Origin of the sequence: Sphingomonas chungangi (genome assembly GCF_013778325.1) — a bacterium.
In the GTDB taxonomy this organism is placed as follows: Bacteria; Pseudomonadota; Alphaproteobacteria; order Sphingomonadales; family Sphingomonadaceae; genus Solisphingomonas; species Solisphingomonas chungangi.
The window spans coordinates 547,185-567,383 of sequence record NZ_JACEIB010000006.1; the positions used below are offsets into that span (position 1 = coordinate 547,185).

Genomic DNA, 20,199 nt, shown 5'->3' on the forward strand with positions numbered 1-20,199 from the left:
GAATATGGAGCCGTCCGGAAAGCAGCCTGCCGGCATCGATGATCTCGGTGTCGGCCGGGGAGGACGATGGACGGCTCCTGGAGCCCGTCGTCCCCGGCATCTGGGCCCGCCGCGCCGATGGTCATCGGCAGCGGCGGCCCGCCATGAAGGTGATTTGCGTCAGCGCTGCGCACGGACAGCGGCCTTCGGCCGGTCGAGGAACTGCTCGAGTTCGCCCTGCTGGAAGCCGGCGACGAGCTTGCCATCGATAATGAGGGTCGGCGTGCCGCTGACACCGATCTGGCTGGTCAGCGCCGCATCGGCCGCGACTTTGGCGTGGCCCTCCGGGCAGGTCAGCAGCTTGTCCGGGGCTGCGCCGGCATAGAGGGCGTGGAACGCCTTTTCCTTGTCGGCGGAGCACAGGATATGTTCCGACTTCGCTGCTGATCCCTGGTGGATGTTCGATACGAAATAGACGAGCTGCCGGACCGGTTTCCCCTCCGCCGCTTTCGCATTCCAGAACTTCTCGAGCGCCCGACAATAGGGACATTCGGGATCGGTGAACTCGATCACGGTCGGCGCGCCGGCGGGGCCGATGGCGAGCGCCTTGGCCGGGTCGATCAGTGCCAGGCGTTTGCGGACCGCATCGTCCTGCGCCAACGCGGTCAGGTTGACGCCATCCTTGTCGTAGACGGCGGCGAAGATCAGGTTTCCGCTCTCCGGCGCGAAGTAGAGGATCCGCCCGCCGGCATTGGCCTGGTAGACCGGGCCCTTGATGGGTGAGGGGCCGAAGTCCTCGAAATGCAGGTTGGCGAAGGTCTGGTGGAGCGCGCGTTGAGCGCCCGCTACGACCGTCGCGGTGTCGCGGCCAGTCTCGGCTTGGCTGGGTGTCGCCGCGCAGCTGAGCACCGCGGCCGACATTGCCATCATCAGGCACTGCCGATAGTTTCGCATGCAAGACTCCTCCGTGGCGTGACGAGCACGCGGTGTTCACGTCGATGATGGGCGGAGCAGTCGGCTGAGTGGGCTTTCTCGGGCCCAGGTCCGACCGACGTCCCTGACGCCGTGACGAATGCACGTCGCCTGCAGGGGCTACAAGAGGCAGGGCACTCAACTTCCGGATGGGCTGGACACTGCCGCTACGGCTGTGATCTTCCGATGCGGAAGTCTCGTTCCGCGTCGGTATTATTCTGCCGTTTCAGCACTTCACTGCCGGTTCCGGCAGCGGAATTGATAAGAACGGTGACCGTGAGGGGATGGTGATGGAGCGTGCGATCCGGACTTTTAAGCTGCGCGTATCGCCCGAAGGGTTCGAGGTTCTGGCGAGCTGCCACCATCGTTTGATGACGGCGACCAATACATTGATTCCATATGGAGCTACTCTCACGGCGGCGATGGAGTGGCTTGCCCGCGAGCCCTCAAGGCCATCAGCAGCAATCCAGAGATCCGACATTTCCGAGCTTTCGGGGTCGATTACCCTCTTTGTGGGGGCACCGCGCTGGGTCAGTGCCAAGGCCACGGAAATCAGCAGCCTCCTGGAGAAAGCTGACGGTTGGGGCGAGAAGGTTTCCATGGGCGAGGTTTATCTGCTCGCGCTGTATGCCTTTTCACGAGTGTCGGCGGCAGACGTCGCGAGCGTCGCTGAAGCGGTCGTCGACCAGTGAGAACAGAGTTCAAAAAAGCTGTTTTGCGGGCCTGATTCGGCGAGTGCGAGTAAAACTTCCGAAAAACCGGCGATACCGCCACAACTCCCGACTGGTGGCGGTAAAAATTATTGCGAGAGGTGTATGTTACACCTAGCCTCCTGATGTTCTGGCCATGGCGGGCTGTCATCTCCAGGAGGAGAAAATGGAAATGTCGCTTAACAGCGCGGCTTCCCGCCTTGATGTCCCGCTTCTGAGTTTCGTGAAGGAGGTTTCCGGTCGACGGATCGAGGAAGCACGGCGAAGCGCACGTATCACCCAGACCCATCTTGCCCGCGAAGTTGGCGTCAGTGCGCGATGGCTTCGCGAGGTCGAAGGCGGGAACCCGGCATCGAAACTCGACGATCACCTTCGCTGTTCGCGCTATCTTCGGCTGCCGACTGGCCATATCCTGATTCCTCTCATGTTTCTTGGCCATGAGATGGCCTTTCCTCAGCAACTGGCTTTTGGCGACTTCGCGGATCTCGAGCGACGCTGCATAGATCTTATCGCGGAACGGAACATCAGTCAGATCACCCGGCAGCTGACACCGCATTGGTGGCCAAAGAGCGACGCGGCTTGAAGCGGTGGCTCCGGATCCGGTCCTTCATGAGCGCATCTACGCGGGGTTCAAGGATGATCTCCGCGAGGGCCGGCTTCCTCCGGGCCACCATATCGACCTGCAGGCCATATCCGAAAGATACCGAGCGAGTGTGACACCAGTGCGCGAAGTGGTGTGCAGATTGATGGGCGAAGGCCTAGCTGAGTTTCAGCGCCACGGTGGCTTCCACGTGGCGACATTGTCAGCGAACGAGATTCGCGACCTGTACGTTCTCAACTCGACAATAGTCTTGCGAGCGATCCAGACCTGTACGGACGCCGATCTAGACGAAGCGATGGGAGCTATCTGCTATCCTCGGCCCGGTGCAACTCCACTCGAAGTGGCCAGCTGCTCTGCCTCGATTTTTTCCACTCTCGTCGGTTCGGCCAACAACTCGGCTTTCCTGAAGCTTGTCGAGAATATCAATGATCGCCTCGGCTTCGTCCGTATTGCCGAGTGTCACCTCTTGCGGGATGTCCATCGCGAACTCTTGATGCTCAATCATGGTCCCAATGGCCAACTCCGACGTACGTTGAACCGCAGGATCACGAATTATCATAGACGGCGGATACACATCGTCGAGAGGATCGCCGACGAGCGGATTATGTAGTTTTATATTTAGCGCCATGGCTTTGTTATCGTGGCGCTATATATGTCGAAATATATGTTGGAAGCTGGACTATCCTTTGGTCGTCGCAAGATCGCGACAGAAGGAGAAGACATCATGGACCGCTTCAACGAAGACGACACGATCGATCTGGGCTCGGCCACCGTGGAGACCAAGGGCTCCATCGGCGCGCTCGGCGACGAGAACGGGCTGCACAAGCAGGTCGGCATCTCCAACGACTGACGTCTCGGCGCGCGGGTCGGCAGGCCCGCGCGCATTTCCCTTTCCAGGGGTTGCTATGAATTACCGGGTCAGAGACGGTCTCCACTATTGCCATGTGAGCAGCCACATCGTCTTCCTCAATTTGGTTGCCGATCGATACTTTGCTCTCCAACCGGACAAGGCTGCACAATTCGACCGCCTGCTCTCCGGTGCCGAACTCGCGGCGGAGACGACCGCGATCGCGTCGTCCTTTATGCGTCAAAATCTTCTTGTGGAGAGCGACGCTGAACTCGACAAACCTCCCGTATTGCCCGAGCTTGGTCAATCGCTCGCCATCACCCGCGCCCCGACGCCGTCCATGAGACGAAGCCTGGAAGCGCTGACAAGCCTGGTCAAATGGCGCGTCCGGTACTCTCGCCGCGGACTGCCGGCCATCGCTGCCCGATATCGTCTGGGTAGCGGTCCGGTCGATTTCGAGCCGCGCGTCTCGGTCGCGGACATCATCGCTGCCTTCAGCTGGGCCGAGCAAATCGTCACCGCTCACGACCATTGCGTACCGCGCTCCGTGGCTTTGGCATCGACATTGCGCGCGAACGGCTTTGCGCCAACCGTGGTGATAGGCGTTCAACTTCGGCCTTTCGCGGCTCATTGTTGGGTGCAGCTTGGTGCGGATATCGCCAACGATCAGCTGGACACGATCCGACCCTACACTCCAATTCTGGTGATGTAGCGGTGCGCTACCTGATTGTGATCGGTTTGCACGCCGGCGCCTGCGATCACTTTCATGAGTCATGCGTCGGGCCGGAGACTGGTCGCGATCTTCCACCGGTGGTCAGCCGCTATCCGGATTGCGTCGTTCGCTGTGATGGAACGGATGTCATCGCGTTGCCGGGAGACAATGGCACCATCCTCGGCACTGCGTTCTCCGAAGGGCGGCTGATCCGATCGGGGGACGAGATATCACGTGGGCGTGCCATCGTCTTTAGTGAGAGTGAGGGCAGGGCGATCGTGGATCGGCTCTGGGGCCACTATATCGCAATTCTCCCCGCACCGCGCGGTCGCGGGAACCTCCTGCTGCGCTCCCCTATGGGGGCGCTCGGATGCTATTTCGTCTTGCGGGAATCCTGCCTGCTTGCAAGCAACGATCCCGCCCTACTCCAGCAGGCGATGGCCGTGAAACTGGAGGTGGATTGGGTCGGTGTTGCCGCTCATCTTCTTGTGGCGCCCGTCCGCCCAGACCAAACCGCTCTCGCAGGCGTCACCGAATTGACCGGCGGTGACATGCTTCGTGCTGGAAAAGGAGAGTTTTCCCGGCACCACGTCTGGAGCCCTTGGCAGTTCGCGACCCGTGATCAAGAGCCTTCGAACGCTGAGTCCGATCACCTGCGATCGGTGATCAGCGAATCCATCCAATGCCAGGCGAGCCGCTTCGACAACATCCTTCTCACCCTCTCAGGCGGCCTTGATTCTTCAATCGTTGCCGCTTCGCTCAAGGCGGCAAAATCGAACTTCTCGGCGGTCACATTCACAACAACCGATGCGAGCGGCGACGAGCATTTCTACGCCGAACAGGTTTGCACGCATCTGGAGACCAGGCTCTACAAGCGTCATCGCAATGTCGATGGCGTCGATGTCTCGAAAAGTCACGCTTCGCATCTGCCACGGCCGCTTGCGAGAAGCTTCTCCCAAGAATCCAGCAGGATCATGTCGACGCTCGCGCGCGAGCTTGGCGTGGATGCGTTTTTCGGCGGAGGGGCTGGCGACAATGTGTTTGGCTATCAGACCTCAGTTGCACCACTCGTCGATCGAGTGCGACGCGAGGGGTTACGCGCCGGAGCGCAAACGGCCTCGGATCTGGCGGCGATGACGCAGGTCAGTGTGCCGGCCATTTGGCGAAAGGCAGTCGCGCGCCTGATCGGCCGCCGAAATTCATTTCGGTTACCCTTCAACGCCGCGTTGTTGATGCCGGATGTCGTGGCGGACGGGATCGAACGCTGTAAACATGACTGGCTCGAGCCGCACGCAACGGCTCTGCCCGGCCAGGCAGGCCAGGTCGCTCTTCTCCATTTTGCGCTTAACTATCTGGAAGGCTTTGATCATGAGCGCGCGATGCCGAATGTCTTTCCGCTTCTGTCGCAGCCCATCGTCGAGCTCTGTCTGTCTATTCCGAGCTGGGCCTGGTTCGGCGGCGGATGGAACCGCGTCCCGGCGCGCCACGCTTTTCGCGATCAACTGCCCTCCGACATTATCTGGCGTCAGTCCAAGGGTATGCCAGACAGTTTTGCCGTGGAGATTTTCGAACGATATTTCGAGACGATGCGCGACATGCTGTTAAACGGTCACCTCGCTCGCGAACAGATTGTGGTCCGATCAGAGGTCGAAAGTGCCTTCCGCCGCTGCCGAATCCCCCGAGGCAGCGAATTCTGGCGCCTCATGGCGCTGGTCGATGTCGAGGCGTGGCTAGGTGACCGGATGCTCCGCTGATTGTGACGGAGTTCGACCGCATCGAGGACCAGCGTGCATATTGTTCGCGTTTTGCTGGCGACGCGTCCGAAATCCCCCTCAGCCAGAAATTGAACCAATCGATATTACGACGATAGATCGCCAGCCGATGGGCTGGCTGCCACTTGCTGTGATGTTCGTCGGGAAAGACATACATCTCGACCGGTTGCGACTGATCCCGGAGTGCTTCGAAAGTCTGCAAGGCGAGAAGATATTCGTCGTCCGACAGCTGCATGAGAAGCGGCGGCAACTTCTTCGACGCATTCATGGTCAAGGAATAGGGCGCCCATACGGACGGGAATGCCTCCGAGGGACGCCAGCTTTGATAGCCTGCCTTTCGCAACCCTTCGGCCCAGGCTTCGCCTCCATAGATCATCGAGGTGGTCGGTTCCATGCAGCAGGTACTGATCGAGACTGCCGCGAAGACTCTCGAATTGATCATCGCGAACCGCGCCGTCGAGGCGCCGTCGCTCATGCCTGTCAGGCCGATATGTGCCGGGTCCGCGATACCCATGCTGACAACCAGCCTCGCGCCTTCGACAACGGAGGAGAAATGGCTCCGCCGGTCACGCCAATCCACGATGTTGGCACGTTCCGCATCCGCCCACGATGGCCAGCCCATTCCCGCATGGCGTTTCGCGTAGGGAGAGGGCTCTTCAACATTCAGGATCGCGAACCCTTCGGTAGCCATGGCCTGGATGGGGATTTCGTCGCCGGTACCCCCTCGCAAGAAGCCCTCAGAATCATATTGAACAACCACAAGGGGCAATCTGACGCCGGGGCGATAGTGGGGCGGCAGGACGAGATCACCGAAGGTTTCGACGCCATCGGCATTGCGCCAATAAAGGCGCTGGCTTGAGCCAAGTTCGAGGCGCGAAAACACGGGGTTGGGGTCGAAGACCGTCCTGATCGAGCCGGATTCGACATCGATACGCACGAGCCGGCGCGGACTGGTGCTAGCGTCTCGGAGGCAGAGAAGCGAGGAGCCGGACGCTTGGCAGGCGGACAGGATGTCCTTGGTCAGGAACGTCCGGACCGGGGGACCAGAGCCCGGTCGCCAGCGATACATGGCAAAGGCATTGCGCGCCCAACCCTCGGGCCGAAGGAAATAGAGATCCGTACCGCCGTGCAGCCACCAAACTCCCACCATATTGCCGTTGCAAGTCGCCCAGCGACAGAGATCGACGCTCTTTCCGGGCGCACGAATGTGGAGGCCCACCGGCGACTCGAATAGATCCGCAACCGGTGCGGTCCATGCAGTCCATCCGGTCGACGATGTGGCGATCAACTCTGCCCTCGGCGGCCGATCGGAATCATCAGCGCTCGGAATGCCACTGGTGTCTTGGCCGAGAGAGCGGACGCGACCTGTCGCAACGTCGATCGACAGACTGTCCGTGCTGATGGAGCTCGAGATCTGTGGCCTGTTGCTCATGTTCGGCACGAATCGGGAATCGTAGAAGAACCCAGTACGGCCCTCGTTTGCCAGGCGACTCTCTTCCTTGGGCAGCGCGCCACGCGTTTGAACAAGAAGAGCCGAGCTGTCGGCTGACCAGCGAAAGCTCATCACGGACGAGGCCAAATTGGAGATCTGGCGAAGCCCGATACCATCTGGCGAGACGATCCAGACCTGCGCGCCGGTATTTGACGGTCGGAGATAGGCGATCCAACGCCCATCTGGCGACCAGATTGGCGCGTTTATTGCCTGGATTCCAAGTGGAGTCAGCTGTCCGCGAACGTCGACGGGCTCCATAAGAAGCGCGGTGTCGATCGGCGATATCATGTGCGGTACGCCATCACTCAGGTTCAGAGTGATCAGGACCGCGCATGTGCGGTTCGCATCTGGATCGGCTCGCTTGACGACAAAAGCGACTTGAGACCCGTTGGGCGAGAGCCCGAGCGGACTCGGGAGCCGATACAGGCTGCTATCAGGCTCGCCGATATCGCGCAGCCCTATGAGATCGTCCACACGGGGAGCCCGGCGCGCGATCGCGGCCTCCGCCGCCGTCGGGATCATCGCATCGCAATTGCTCGATGCGGCACGTGCGGGGGTTAAAGAACAAAGTGCCGCGAAGACAATCGCGCCACAGGCGGATGCCGTCGGCAACGCCGGCATCGCCCTCCCGCCTGACAGCCTTACCACCGCTTCGAAACCGTGAAGCTGGCAAAGCGACCGATCGCCGAGTAATTCGTCGTATCGTAGGGCGCGTCGTAGATATTTTCCGTTGCGATAATTTTCGGCTTCGCATTGAGCAGGTTTTGGACCGCGAGGCTCAGTTCCAACCCGTGCGCCCAGGACGATTGGGCGGTGGCTCGGTATCGGAAAGCGAGGTCCAGCGTGGTCATCGATCCGACACGTGGGCTCGGCTCCGAGCGGACGTCGTCGACACCGCCGATATAATTGACGAAGGCGGAGCCGGTTATGACATGCCCGACCCATGTTGCGCCGACGCGGGCGCGGAAGTGGGGTGGATTGAACAGGGATCCAGCCAGCTGCGTGCTCGGCTGCGCTGCGCTCAGTTTCTGGCTGCTGTGCAGATAGCTGGCGTCGCCAGACAGAGTCACCTGACTATCCGACAAGCCGATCTTGTAGCTGCCGGCGAGATCGAACCCGTGAATGAGTTGGCTCGAAACATTGAGATATTGGTCGTTCACAATCGCCGCGACCTGGCTTGGGTCATCGGGAAACGTCGTGTCATTCTCGAATGATCGGCCGGCGCGCGCCGCATTCAACTCCGACACTGAAGGGTTGAAGTCGATGAGGTCTGCATAGCTCGCACTGGAGAGCGCCTCCGCAAGGTAGGTGATAGGCTCGACGACACGGTCACGATAACGGACGTTGAAGTAGCTCAATTCGATCCGGCCGTTGGGCAAAGCGGTCGGATGGAGAACCGCGGTGATTGAGTAGTTCCGGGAACGCTCAGGCTTGAGATCGGGATTGCCACCGGTCAGGAGAAGCGCCGTCGCGGATGCGGGCAGTCCTTCGCCACCAAGCGATGACGCTGTTCGAAGGAAGGCAAAGCCCTCGCTATACAGTTGATAGAGCGTGGGAGCTTTGAAGGAACGCCCCCAGCTCGCCTTGAGGTCGAGGTCAGCCGACGGCGAATAGATCAGACCGATCTTGGGTGTAAGAACCTTGTCGATACCCCGATAATCTTCCCAGCGGGCCGCTCCGCTGAGATTGAGCTTGTTCACGAAAGGGATATCCTGATCCGGCCCAACAATTGGCAGGTTCAGCTCACCATAAAGATAGCCGACATCCTGGCTCGCATGCACATCGGTAAAGAGCTCGCCGAACACCGCCTGCGTGCCATGAAACCGATTGGTTCTGTAGCCACCACCGATCGCGATCCTCGCAGCTCCGCCCGGCATGTGGAAGATCGGTCCATCGGCGCTGAGTTCGATCGAGTTTGCCTTGTTGCAATAGCAACCGCCAACGGGGACGACGAGGTCGCCGTTAAAATATTGGTTGCTCCCGTATTGTGTGCGGTCGATGGCAAACATGCCAGGGATCTGGACACGCCAATCATCGGGCAAAGTAAGCGTCAAGGAGGGCGCAATCACGAACGACTTGGATCGCGAGGTGCTGTTGACGACATAATCTTCGCCGGGGATCGCCGAGTAGCTGCTGTAGCCTTTTCGCCAATTGTAGAACGAATCGATGTCGAAGCTCAGGTTGTGCAAGATGTCTTGATGGCCGGTAACGACCACGCTGTGCCGCTCCAGGGCCGGAAGGAGGGTCAGGCCGGGTGAGCGCTCTGCCACATAGGATCGTTCGCGGGCGACGATCGCGGTGTCCTTCTCGAAGTCGTAGGCGACCATGAACCCGCCGCTCGTCCACCGACGTCCGGCGACGATGCTATACTCCTGCTGTTCGTCACCACCGTCTGTCGCCGCTCCGAGACGGGCGGAGGTTGCCACCCCGTTGAAATCCTTCTTGAGAACGATGTTGGCGACCCCGGCCACGGCGTCGGAGCCATAAAGTGCGGATGATCCATCTGCGACGATTTCGATTCTATCGAGGGCGGCGACGGGAATGGTCGAGACGTCGATGCCCTGCCGCGAAGCGTTATAGGCGAGCCGGTGGCCGTTCACGAGTGTCAGCGTAGCGTCGGGACCGAGGCCCCGCAGGTTGACTGTCGTACCCGATCCGACGTTGACGCCGTTTGCGCTCGGCACGTTATTGCCAATCTGAGGGTTCTGGCCGCCGCCGCTATTCTGCGGGATGCTCTGAACGACCTCGGCAATCGTACTTTGACCGGCGTTGAGGATATCTTCCTGCGTCAACCGGATCACGGGCGAGGCGACAGGCGCTCCCCGAATGCGCGTGCCTGTGACGAGGATTTCGGGTGATGCGGGCGCACTGGCGCCCATCTCCGCCTGTTTGGCCGGTCGCCCCCGGATCAGGATCCCGTCCGGGCGATGATCGGCAACGAGATCGCTGTCCTCGAGCAGAAAGTCGATCGCTTGATCGGCGGTCATGGTGGCATGGATAGGTTTACCCGGCCGATCACCGACATCGTCTGACGCGAACATGATGTCGCGGCCCGTTGCCCGGGCGATCGCGTGCAGCTCGTCGGAGAGATTTTGCTGCGGAATATCGAGCTGCTGCGGCGCCGTTGCCACCAGAGAGGTATCGACGGCAGCGAACATGGTGATCGCGGCAACGCCAGCGAGAAAGCGAATCCGATATTTGGTGGTGAGCATCATGCAGTCCCCCGGCGGGCGTGGTTTCGGCTCGCCCGGGAACTGCAACTTCGGGGTGACGGCCGTTTATGAGACGGCCTGCAACATTTTTTACATATGGAGGATGATGCGCTCGCTGGTCGACGTATCCAACTGGAGGTTGAAAAGGAGAGCCAGGCGCCGCGCGAGGCTCGCTGTGTCGTTGATGCGGAATCGGCCGGAGACCTTGAGCGCGCTCAGATCGGCAGTGCCGAGTACGATCTGGCTCTTGGAATAGCGGTTTGAGGCCGCGATGAGATCGCCGAGAGTCATACGGTCGACGTCGATCACGCCCGTCGGCCACGAGCTCGTGGGTTCAGCGATCGGTCGTATCGTCGGCGCAGTCGCATCGATCGCCGCTGACTGCCCTGCTGCGAGTGGGACGCCTTCAGTCTTGTCACCGCTTTGTGTGACCGACGCGTCGCCGGCGACGACGTGCACCGCGGTAGTCGACATGTTGCGTTTCTCGGCGTCCAGGGTCGCGTGGGTCGCGTCCACACTCCTGTCGCCGACCATCAGTTTGAAGGGGCGAGGATCGGCGCCGATCGTGATCCGCGCCCGGCCGCGCTCCAGCCGTACCGTACGCACGTCCGGCTGGAAGCTGACCGACATCAGACTGTCCGTGTCGAGGATCACCCGAGTGCCATCGGAAAGACCGATCGTCCGAACCTCACCGATCCGGGTCGACAGGGCCTGGGTTGCGATCCGCTGGAAAGGTGCCTTACTTCCGGATTCATCCTGCACAGGTGGGAGCAGCGCCTGCATTGTCGCCTGGCGGTAGCTCAGGCCGCCTATCAGTAGGCCACACGCGAAGATTGCTGTGGCCGCCGCATTTTTGCCGCGTCCACTTTTGTTCGCTGTGGGCGGTAGCGGGGCGGCAAGATCGGATTCTTCCTTCAGATGTTTGCCGAAGGCGTGGATTTCGCCCATGCGATTGTAGGCACTGCGGTGGTAGCTTCCCCGGTTGAGCCAGGCCTCGAAGTCCGGGCGCAATGCGTCCGCCTGTTCTCCATGCATCGCCGCCCACCAGGCAGCTGCCTCCTCGCGGAGTTGTCCATCAGATGGCACGGGTTGCTCGCTGTCTGTCATAGCCGGTCCAGTCGCTGGTCGAGATGCACGAGAGCCCGTGCGATATGATATTGAACCGTCGGAATGCTGATGCCCATGCGTTCGGCGATCTCCCGATAGGTCAGATCGTGAACCCGCTGAAGGAGGAACACCTCGCGCGTTTTCCGCGGAAGCTCGTCCAGAGCCTGTCGATACTGGCCGATCATGTCCTTCAGTTCGATCTCCTGCTCTTGTCGTGCCTCCTCGCGAAGCTCGTCGCCGGTCTCGATCGGGACATGCAGCGCTGCGAACTTTGACTCGGGGCGCTTCGATCGATCAATCAGGAGGTTGCGAGCGATGCGCTGCAAATAGGCTCCCGGTCGATCGAGGGCACGGTCGGATCGGGCCTTGGCAAAGCGGAGGAACGCCTCATGCACGAGATCGAGCGCGTCTTGCCCGGAAGGCAGCCGCCGTCCGAGATAGCGCGCGAGCCGCGGCCCCTCGACGCGATAGATGCGATCCAGGTCACCAGCGTCGATCGGCGACCGATCGTCGGGATCGTCCCTGTCGGGCGTCACCATCCCGGGCCGCCAAGCCCGGGTCGCGCGGCACACGCCACGAATTCGGAGCAACAGGACATGCTCGTCCGCCTGCAAAGGCAGCGCCACCATCAAACGGATGGTGTGAGACCGGTGCGTCGTTCGTCCGCTTCGGGCTGTGCCCTCATCGATCCGGCGACCGCCCGGCCTGAAAGATCGGACGTGGTGATACCTGGCGGGAATATCCCACAGGGCCGCGCGCCAGCCGGAAGCGTCCTGCCCGGATGTTATGCGCAGCCCGACGCGCCTGATCAAGATGTCATTCTCGCGAAAAGCGCCCGAGGAGCAGGCGGATTGTCTCACAGACCGACGGCTTCAGACTAACCCAGTCGCGCCGGTGGTCATCCGGATCTTCCTGACGATCAACAAGCCCGGTAAGCTCCATTTTCTGGAGCCATCGCCTCGTGGTCGAATGCGGGAATTTGAGCCCAGCGCAAACGTCCATGACGCTCATCCTGCGGCCGTGGACCTGCATCGAGAATAGCTCGAGCGCCACATCGAGACCGGAATCGGGCATCAACTCGGCGCCCGCCAGTTCCCGAATTTTCTGGCGGAAGGCAACGATCTGTATCGCCGTCCTGCTTGCTATCGTGCGGCTCTGTTCGTTGGGTGGCCCGCCTGTCTCCACCGCAATCTGCGTGTTGAGTGCGGCCAGCGAGATCTCGAACGACGTTGCAAGGCCGATGAGCCGCGCAATGGGATCGTCGGCGGGATTTGCATCATCGCGGACATTTGCATGGGAGACGCTCACCTCAGCTCTCCTCGCCGTCGGAGAGATAGCCGGAGACGCGCAGGCTTACCGTTCCGGACCGTGCGATGATGAGATGGTCGTGCAGCCGGATGTCGAGCGGCCGGAGTGCCGCATGGATGGCATGCGTGAGGCGTATGTCCTCTCGGCTGGGAGTGGGATCACCCGAGGGATGGTTGTGGACGAGCAGGAGGGCGGTCGCTTGCGTTTCCAGCGCCTTCCGGACGATTTCCCGTGGATAGGCATGGACCCGATTGATAGTTCCCTGAAAGGCGAGTTCCTCCGACAGCAACTCGTTGCGCGCGTTGAGGAAGAGAACGCGCAGGCATTCGGCTGGCGCATGCTGCAGGTCGAACGCGAGATACGCCATCAGGGCGTCCTGGTCGGCCAGGACGGGGCGTTTCATCGCCTTCTCGTGCAGCGCATGCCGCATCGCGCGAATGACGAGATCGAAAACGCGGGCGACGGCGTCCTGACCAACAATGGCGGCGCGGTCTGACGGATGGGCTGCAAAGACGGCGCCGGTCGATCCGAACCGCGCGATCAGTCGGTCTGCGAGATCGGCTGCGGCTTCGGGGGCGCAGAGGCTGATGACGTCTTCCAGGATGCGTCGCGACCGAACCTGTTCAGCCGCAACTCGTGGCGCCGGGTCGCCACGATCAGCAGTAGCAGCATCGGATAGGCCCAGAAGGTCACGATCTCCGAATAGGCGCGAGGGATGAGGTCGGGTGCGATGAGCCGCACCAGATGCGTTCCGACCGCGATCAGCTGCAAAGAGGCAATCCATAGGGGCCAGAATCTCTCGCTTGCGAGGGACAACGCGAAGAACGCGGCAAAGACGGCGAAGTCGACCGCGACCAACCCGTGTTCGATATGGTGAAAGCGCGATGCGTAGGGCGAGACGACGAGCGCAGTGAGTACGGCCGCCAGAAGGAAGATCCCGGCTCCGATCCGTTCCGGCGCGCCGCCCCGCCAGGCGGCGTATCCGCACGACACCAGCAAGAACAGGTTGAACAACGCGATGCGCAGCGCGCCTGCCGTTACGTGGAGTGCCGTGAGATACGCCAAGCCCGGGCCTCAGGCAGCGCGGCGCAGAGGGGGCGGGCCGTCGAGTCGTTTCGGTTGATCGGCCTCAGCCGAGAGCGGCGGCTGTTTGTATTCGTCGCCCCAGCTCACTTCGCGGAGGCCGATCTCATTGCTGGCCGCCTTGAGCCGTGCGTGCGCTTCGACCACGAGCCGGCGCATCCGGGCGGCCAGCATCATCGCCTCCGCGCTGCTCTCGAAAACGTCCTGTCCGATCATTGCGGACAGATTGGCATCCAGGCGGGCGGTCGGAATGGCGGCGTTCAGCTCGGCGAGGTCCCGATAGGTGATGTCCACCGAGCGTTCTGCGGCGAACAGCTTGTCGGCAACGAAGCGGCCGGCGGCCAGTCTCTTGTTCAGCATCATGTTCACACCGCACGCTCTTGCGAGGGCGGGCCCCTTGTTCATTGGCCTCCTCGCAGGTTCAGGAAGAGGCGATTGACGTTCATGACGAACGACACGATCGAGCTGGCCATTCCGGCGCCAAGGAGCGTCATGGCCATCACCACGAGTGTCGTGCTGAGAGTGTTCAGGTCATTGCGCGGCCTCCCGTTGGTCGGGAACGGCAGCGGGATGGAGAGCGAGAGCGTACCCGCCGCCGCATAGGGCATCTGGGTTTCTCGGAACTCGTCCGGATCGTCCCGTTGCGTCCCGAGTGGTTCGACAACGGGTTGATTGGAGCGGGAAATTTCCGCCTCGGGCAGTGACATCGGATAGCCGGCTACTGAATGTCCTTCTGAAGCAGGCGCGTGCTGCGCCTCGAATTCGTGAAAAAGCCGCGCGGCTGCGACGCGCCGTTGAACGCGGAGAATCGTCTTGATCTGGGCAATGTCCTTGTTGACCCGGCCGGGGGACATATCGAGTTCGTGGGATATGTCTTTGGTTTCAAACCGCCGCTGGACGAGTCGGAGAATTTCCTTGTGCCGATCGGTCAGGCGCTCGAAATCCTCAGCGCTGGCCACGATCGGACCCCGGACCGATTCGGGAATCGCTGCAGCCGACCCCGGCCGCAAACGCCTGTACGCGTGCCATCTTCACTCCCTGTGGCAACGGATGATGTACTATACACCGCTGGAGCCGTGAAGTTTTGATAAATATGTCAGGTCGATGACGGCGGGCCGTGAAGGCATCGCCCTCTTGTCTTGAGGGGTGCGTCACGAGCCGCCTTAGAGGTGAAGGTGAGTCGGACTCGGCGGCGGTCTCGAGACGTGCGCTGCTTGTGAACACCCACCGAAATGGACCGAACCGGGCTTGTTCGGAGGCGAGGAGCCATCAAGACATTGTCTTCACTGTGCGGTTTCGCGTTGGCTGGCGCTGTCCGATGCGAGCGTTGGGCGCGACCGTTGATCGAATGGGAATGGGGCGCGGAACGAATAGGAGGATGGCGGCTGCCCGCATGCGCGGGCACCGCGGCTCTATCGGAGCCTGCGGCTCCGACCGAGCTCCGGCTGCGCCGGATCTCGGCCCTGCCGGGTAACGATCCGCTGCCGTTGAAGTGCGAAGCGGGCGATGTGGCAGGCTTGCGCGATGTGTTGCCTCCGGCTCCTTGGCGTGGCCCTGGTATTCCGGGGGATCGGGAACTCCGTCTGGAGCGGAGGAGGGATCGGAGTTGGCAGGTGTGGCGGTTCTCGACGCGAGCCCGTCCGATGCTAAGGAAGCAATCGATGCGTACCGATCTCGATCATCTGCCCCACGCCAAGCAGCGCGAGCTGGAGCGGGTCATCCACATCCTGTTCGAGGAATTCGAAGCCGCCAAGGCGCGCGCCACCGGGGAGCGCAAGCGCGGCAAGATCCTCAAGATCATCCTCTACGGAAGCTATGCGCGGGGCGGCTGGGTGGACGAGCCCCATACCGCGAAGGGCTATCTTTCGGATTTTGACCTTCTCGTCATCGTCAACCAGCGCGAGCTGGCCGAGCGGGAGCAGTGGGTCGATGCCGACGAACGCCTGACCACCGATCTCGTCGTCAACAAGACGCTGCACACGCCGGTCAATTTCATTGTGCACTCGCTCCAGCAGGTGAATGACGGCCTCGCGCATGGCCGCTTCTTCTTCATGGACATCGTGGGCGACGGGATCGCGCTCTACCAGTCGGACGATACGCCGTTGCACACGCCGAAACCGAAGACGCCGGAGGAGGCGTTGGCGGCTGCGAAGGAGTATTTCGACGAGTGGATGACCAGCGCGGTCGACTTTAAGGACGGTTTCGACTTCTACATGTCAAAGCGTCGCTGGAAAAAGGCATCCTTTCTCCTGCATCAGACGGCGGAGAGCCTCTACCATGGAGTGATGTTGGTCTCGACCTTTTATACCCCGCACAACCATAATCTCAGCTTCCTACGCAAGCAGGCCGAGAAGCTCGACCGGCGCCTCTACGACGTGTGGCCGCGGGACGATCGCAAGCAGCGTGCGATGTTCGAGAAGCTGAAGGAAGCCTATGTGAAGGCTCGCTATTCGAAGCATTACGTGATCGGCGAAGAGGAACTGACTTGGCTCGGCGAGCGGGTCGAGCAGCTCGGACAGGTCGTTCACGCGATCAGCAGCGAACGGATCGAGCTGCTTGCGAAAGACGCCGGCTAGGCAATGCGCGGCCGAAGGAGCCAGGAACGTGACGGACTTTGCATTGACGCCGACACAGGTCGAATTGCTGGCGGAGACGATCGAGGCGGGCTGGGGCAAGGGCCATGCCGACCATCACACGAGCACGGACTATACGATCCTCGAGGCTTTCACCGAACATTTGCAGTTGCTGCGGGAGCGTTCTGCGCCTGCGGTGATCGCGGTCCATCCGTGATCGGCGGATCGTAAAGGGGAGGGGGAGGGGCGGACAGGCCCGCGCTCGGCGGGTGCACATTCCGCCAAGGATTTCCCCCAATGGACGACACCCCCGCTCACGCGTTGCTCCGCGACGCGCTCGCGCTGCTGAACGACCGACCGAATTACGGTCTCCGCCACGCGCCGCACGAGACCAGCTACCGGCTTGCCGGCCGGATCGATGCCTATTTTGCCCGGCGGGTTGGTCCAGCCGTCAGCACACTGGCGCGTGCGCGGCGCTTGCTTGGATCGCCACCCTGGCTGAGGTTCGATCCCCCGCTCGCGTCGGAGAGTGCCAATTGGCTGCCGGCCTGGGTCTATGTACCGTGCGAGGATCACGACGACCGCCGCCGCGCCGCGCATGAAACAGCCCTCGCGGCGCTCCCGCCGATGACGAGGGATGTCTTCCTCGCGCATCGCGATCGTGGTCTCGACTATCCCGCGATCGCTGCCGGATTCGGCATCGATGCCGCCGAGGTCGAGCATCGGCTGGCCTCGGCGCTGGTCAAGCTCGATGAAGCGGTGTCGGCCGTAGAAGACACCTGTGGCGGCGATCTCCACTCCGGTGACGGCCATGCCGGTTCTCGCTGACAACAGGCTCGCGGAGATCGGCCGAAAGCTCGTCGAGCAGTTGGGCGGCCAGTGGACCGGGCGCGGGGGGCTCTGCCGCTGTCCGGCCCACGATGATCGTTCGCCCAGCCTGTCGATCCGGCTCGGCGATTATGGCCTTTTCTATCATTGCTTCGCCGGCTGCGATATCGGCGACGTGCTGCGGGAAATCCGGCGATTGGACCGCCATGCGCTGATGACCACGCAGGCGCCGGCTGGCGTTGCCCCCGCTTCCGATCCACGTCTGCTCTCGCGGGTCCGCGCTCTCTGGGATGAAGCTCGTCCAATCCTCGACACGCCAGCGGAGCGCTATCTGCTGTCCCGGCGGCTGGACCCGGCCATCGACAGCCTGCGCTTCCATTTTCGTGTGCCGTTCGGCAGCGGCCGGAATCTCCAATTTCGCCCGGCTATGTTGGCTCCGGTTTGGGAAGGCGGGGGTCTCGTCGCTCTCCACCGAACCTTCCTTTCTCTAGATGGTCGCCTCGCGCGCGACATCGACCCGGCGCGCCGAATGCTGGGCCGGCCAGGACGTGGTGCGGTGCGCCTCCGCCCGGCGCGCGGCCGGCTTGGTCTCGGCGAGGGGATCGAGACGGCTTTGTCGGCCATGCACTATCTGGACCTGCCGGTCTGGGCGGCACTGGGCGCCGAGCGACTCGCCTCGGTCGAAATTCCCCTTGGAGTTCGCTGCCTGATCATTCTTGCCGACAACGACGTTGCGGGTCGCAGGGCTGCGGCACGGGCTGCCGAAGTCCATGCCGCACCCGGCCGGTCGATCCTTCGCTGGTGGCCGGGGCGGGGGGCCAATGACTGGAACGACCGACTGCGAGCCGAAGGGAAGGGGGTGGGGGACCAGGTGCGGTACGCGGCATGATCGTCATGTCCGGCCGCATGTCCGGAGGACCCCATGCAAGACCTTCCCATCCTGGTGCGCGCAGCCGCCTGCACCGTATCGCCCACCAATGTCCGAAAGAGCAGCAATCCCGAGGCGGACGCGCGGCTCGAAGCCAATATCGCCGTCAGCGGCATCCGCCAGAACCTGATCGCCGTGCCCGTCTCGCGCAAGAAGGGCCACTACCGCATCGTCGGCGGCGGCCGGCGCCTGGGATGCGTCCATCGCCTGATCGAGAAGGGCCAGTTCCCGGCCGATTATCAGGTGCCCGTCCTCGTCCTGGCGAACAGCGCCGAGGCGGTCTCGGTCAGCCTGGAAGAGAATTTCTTCACGCTGGCGATGAACCCGGCCGAGGCCTGCCGCGCTTTCCAGGACATCATCGAGACCGAGAAGAAGACGCCCGCCGACGTCGCCAAGCGGTTCGGCGTCACCGAGACGTTCGTACTGGGGCGCCTGCGCCTGGCAGGGCTCGCCGAGCCGGTGTTCGACGCGCTGGCCAATGGCGAGATCACGCTCGATGTCGCCAAGGCCTATGCCAGCACGTCCGACGTGGAACGCCAGGCGGCGGTCTTCGAGAATATGAGCCGCAACAGCTATTACGGCCGTGACGTCAACGAAATCCGCCGCCAGCTCGCGTCCTACAGCTACACCGCCAACGATCCCAAGGCGCTGCTGGTCGGCCGCGATGCTTATGTTGCCGCCGGAGGTCGCATCGACGGCGACCTGTTCACCGACGCCGCGACCGAACGCTGGCTCGACACCCATATCGTCGATCAGCTGCTCGAGGAGAAGCTCGTCCAGGCGGCGATCGGCTTCCGCGAGGCGCAGGGCCTGGCCGAGGTCCGGGTGGCGCCCTCCGTCCAGGTGCCGTGGAACGAAACCCACGGCCTCATCCCGGTGCGCGGCGTGCCGGTGCCGCTGACCGAGGCGGAAGAGGCTCGTCTCGAAGCCGTCGAGGCCGAGCTGACCGCGCTCTACGAGGATCAGCCCGACGACGATGATGTCGACGCGACCGACGCCTTCAATGCGAAGGTCGAGGCGCTGGAGGCCGAGCAGTCGAGCCTCTCTGAGCGCCCGGCCGAGATCAGCGACGAGCAAAAGGCCAATGCTATCGCCTATGTCGTGGTCGGCCATGACGGCCAGCCGCGGCTCCACGCCCAGCTCTATTCCGAGCCGGCGCCGATCGAACCTGATGGAGATGACGGCGACGGTGAGGACTGCAACGAGGATGGTTCCGACGCCGACGACGTGGTTCTCGACGCCCGACCGAAGCTGTCGCAACGGCTCCTCGACGAGCTGGCGATGATGAAGACCGAGCTGATCGCCGCCCATGTCGCGACCGATCCGGCCTTCGCGCTCGATCTCGGCACCTTCATCATGGTCGAGCGCGCCGAGCGCCTCTACAGCACCGGCCTTCCCAGCGAACTGCGCGCATCCAGGCCGTCCGCCCGCGTGCACGGCTTCGAAAGCGGCGCGCCGGCCGCCGAGGAATGGACCAAGCTCGACGAGGCACTCGATCGCAGCTGGCTCAATCACGATTTGCTGGAAGACCGCTACGATGCCTTTTGCGCGCTCGGCGAGGAGGCCCGTGCCGCCTGGCTCGGCTGGGCGATCGCGCGCACCATCGATGCGGTTCCCGCGGGCAGGACCGGGAGCGGCTTCCTCGACCATATCGGGATCAAGCTCGGCATCGATGTCGCCGCCTGGTGGCGCCCGACGGCGCGCACCTATTTCGACCGGGTCAGTCGCGCCACCATCCTCTCGCTGTTCGAGGAGATTGGGGGATCGGAACTCCGCCAGCGTTACGGCGCGGCCAAGAAGCATGATCTCGCCATGTCGGCCGAAAAGGTCTTCGCGGGCGAGACCGTGCTCGACGCCGGGGTCAAGGCGAAGGCGCTTCGCTGGGTGCCGGACGAGATGCGCTTCGCGCCGGAGCCGGTCGAAGACGCGCCGGACGGCGACCAGGAAGACTCCGGAGTCGTGGGGGAGGCAAACGGCGCCGAACCGGCGGAGGACGTGGCCAACGACCCGTCCGCCTCGGATATCTCCGAAGCGGCCTGATCTCCGACCGACGGGCGCCGGTCACCTTGCGAGGT

21 protein-coding genes are annotated in these 20,199 nt (G+C 62.4%); 11 read left to right on the forward strand and 10 right to left on the reverse strand.

All coding sequences use genetic code 11. The features are described 5' to 3' along the window. Positions 1-159: 159 nt before the first annotated feature. Positions 160-933 (reverse strand): DsbC family protein, encoded by a 774-nt coding sequence (locus HZF05_RS10965; protein ID WP_246331882.1) that lies wholly within the window; start codon positions 931-933, stop codon positions 160-162. 308 nt (positions 934-1,241) lie between these two features. Between HZF05_RS10965 and HZF05_RS10970 the strand changes: the two genes are divergently transcribed. The 6 genes from HZF05_RS10970 (at position 1,242) to HZF05_RS10995 (ending at position 5,575) form a co-directional block, all read left to right on the forward strand. Next, complete coding sequence (locus tag HZF05_RS10970) at positions 1,242-1,643, forward strand: hypothetical protein (RefSeq protein ID WP_160366076.1); 402 nt, start codon at positions 1,242-1,244, stop codon at positions 1,641-1,643. Between the two features lie 184 nt (positions 1,644-1,827). Beyond that, on the forward strand, positions 1,828-2,244 hold the full coding sequence (locus HZF05_RS10975) for a helix-turn-helix domain-containing protein (RefSeq protein WP_246331884.1): 417 nt from the start codon (positions 1,828-1,830) through the stop codon (positions 2,242-2,244). A 4-nt stretch (positions 2,245-2,248) separates the two neighbouring features. Further along, positions 2,249-2,872: a GntR family transcriptional regulator gene (locus HZF05_RS10980; protein WP_160366077.1), complete on the forward strand. Its 624-nt coding sequence runs from the start codon at positions 2,249-2,251 to the stop codon at positions 2,870-2,872. A 114-nt stretch (positions 2,873-2,986) separates the two neighbouring features. Then, entirely contained in the window at positions 2,987-3,112 is a 126-nt protein-coding gene (locus tag HZF05_RS10985; RefSeq protein ID WP_160366078.1) for a benenodin family lasso peptide, read from the forward strand. 55 nt (positions 3,113-3,167) lie between these two features. Beyond that, on the forward strand, positions 3,168-3,821 hold the full coding sequence (locus HZF05_RS10990) for a lasso peptide biosynthesis B2 protein (protein ID WP_160366079.1): 654 nt from the start codon (positions 3,168-3,170) through the stop codon (positions 3,819-3,821). 2 nt (positions 3,822-3,823) lie between these two features. Then, positions 3,824-5,575 carry an asparagine synthase-related protein gene (locus HZF05_RS10995; RefSeq protein ID WP_160366080.1) on the forward strand — a complete coding sequence of 584 codons (1,752 nt, stop codon included), beginning with the start codon at positions 3,824-3,826 and terminating at the stop codon, positions 5,573-5,575. On the opposite strand, the gene HZF05_RS11000 is transcribed toward HZF05_RS10995, so the two are convergent. The 9 genes from HZF05_RS11000 to HZF05_RS11035 form a co-directional block, all read right to left on the reverse strand. Beyond that, positions 5,523-7,706 carry an Atxe2 family lasso peptide isopeptidase gene (locus tag HZF05_RS11000; RefSeq protein ID WP_160366081.1) on the reverse strand — a complete coding sequence of 728 codons (2,184 nt, stop codon included), beginning with the start codon at positions 7,704-7,706 and terminating at the stop codon, positions 5,523-5,525. The genes HZF05_RS10995 and HZF05_RS11000 overlap by 53 nt on opposite strands. A 20-nt stretch (positions 7,707-7,726) precedes the next feature. Beyond that, positions 7,727-10,300: a TonB-dependent receptor plug domain-containing protein gene (locus HZF05_RS11005; protein ID WP_160366082.1), complete on the reverse strand. Its 2,574-nt coding sequence runs from the start codon at positions 10,298-10,300 to the stop codon at positions 7,727-7,729. 87 nt (positions 10,301-10,387) lie between these two features. Further along, a complete protein-coding gene (locus tag HZF05_RS11010) occupies positions 10,388-11,404 on the reverse strand; it encodes a FecR family protein (RefSeq protein ID WP_160366083.1) in 1,017 nt (338 codons plus the stop codon). After that, the gene (locus tag HZF05_RS11015; RefSeq protein ID WP_160366084.1) at positions 11,401-11,943 is read right to left on the reverse strand and encodes an RNA polymerase sigma factor; all 543 of its coding nucleotides are present in this window, start codon (positions 11,941-11,943) and stop codon (positions 11,401-11,403) included. Before HZF05_RS11015 ends, HZF05_RS11010 begins: the two co-directional genes overlap by 4 nt. A gap of 277 nt (positions 11,944-12,220) precedes the next feature. Continuing rightward, positions 12,221-12,712 (reverse strand): MarR family transcriptional regulator, encoded by a 492-nt coding sequence (locus HZF05_RS22300; protein WP_160366085.1) that lies wholly within the window; start codon positions 12,710-12,712, stop codon positions 12,221-12,223. Between the two features lies 1 nt (position 12,713). Then, positions 12,714-13,316 carry a JAB domain-containing protein gene (locus tag HZF05_RS11025; protein ID WP_343046879.1) on the reverse strand — a complete coding sequence of 201 codons (603 nt, stop codon included), beginning with the start codon at positions 13,314-13,316 and terminating at the stop codon, positions 12,714-12,716. Then, entirely contained in the window at positions 13,253-13,777 is a 525-nt protein-coding gene (locus HZF05_RS21880; RefSeq protein ID WP_246331930.1) for a hypothetical protein, read from the reverse strand. The genes HZF05_RS11025 and HZF05_RS21880 overlap by 64 nt, the downstream gene beginning before the upstream one ends. Before the next feature lie 9 nt (positions 13,778-13,786). Further along, positions 13,787-14,158 carry a hypothetical protein gene (locus HZF05_RS11030; protein WP_246331926.1) on the reverse strand — a complete coding sequence of 124 codons (372 nt, stop codon included), beginning with the start codon at positions 14,156-14,158 and terminating at the stop codon, positions 13,787-13,789. Positions 14,159-14,196: 38 nt separating this feature from the next. Next, complete coding sequence (locus HZF05_RS11035) at positions 14,197-14,754, reverse strand: LuxR C-terminal-related transcriptional regulator (RefSeq protein WP_160366087.1); 558 nt, start codon at positions 14,752-14,754, stop codon at positions 14,197-14,199. Positions 14,755-15,456: 702 nt separating this feature from the next. Between HZF05_RS11035 and HZF05_RS11040 the strand changes: the two genes are divergently transcribed. From HZF05_RS11040 to HZF05_RS11060, 5 genes are all read left to right on the forward strand, one after another. Further along, positions 15,457-16,371 (forward strand): nucleotidyltransferase and HEPN domain-containing protein, encoded by a 915-nt coding sequence (locus tag HZF05_RS11040; protein ID WP_160366088.1) that lies wholly within the window; start codon positions 15,457-15,459, stop codon positions 16,369-16,371. 28 nt (positions 16,372-16,399) lie between these two features. Then, positions 16,400-16,585, forward strand: a complete 186-nt coding sequence (locus HZF05_RS11045; RefSeq protein ID WP_160366089.1) for a hypothetical protein — start codon at positions 16,400-16,402, stop codon at positions 16,583-16,585. A gap of 80 nt (positions 16,586-16,665) precedes the next feature. Further along, complete coding sequence (locus HZF05_RS11050) at positions 16,666-17,196, forward strand: sigma factor-like helix-turn-helix DNA-binding protein (protein ID WP_160366090.1); 531 nt, start codon at positions 16,666-16,668, stop codon at positions 17,194-17,196. Beyond that, positions 17,150-18,085 (forward strand): DUF7146 domain-containing protein, encoded by a 936-nt coding sequence (locus HZF05_RS11055; protein ID WP_343046874.1) that lies wholly within the window; start codon positions 17,150-17,152, stop codon positions 18,083-18,085. The genes HZF05_RS11050 and HZF05_RS11055 overlap by 47 nt, the downstream gene beginning before the upstream one ends. Before the next feature lie 33 nt (positions 18,086-18,118). Then, positions 18,119-20,164 carry a ParB/RepB/Spo0J family partition protein gene (locus HZF05_RS11060; protein WP_160366091.1) on the forward strand — a complete coding sequence of 682 codons (2,046 nt, stop codon included), beginning with the start codon at positions 18,119-18,121 and terminating at the stop codon, positions 20,162-20,164. The last annotated feature ends 35 nt before the right edge of the window (positions 20,165-20,199 follow it).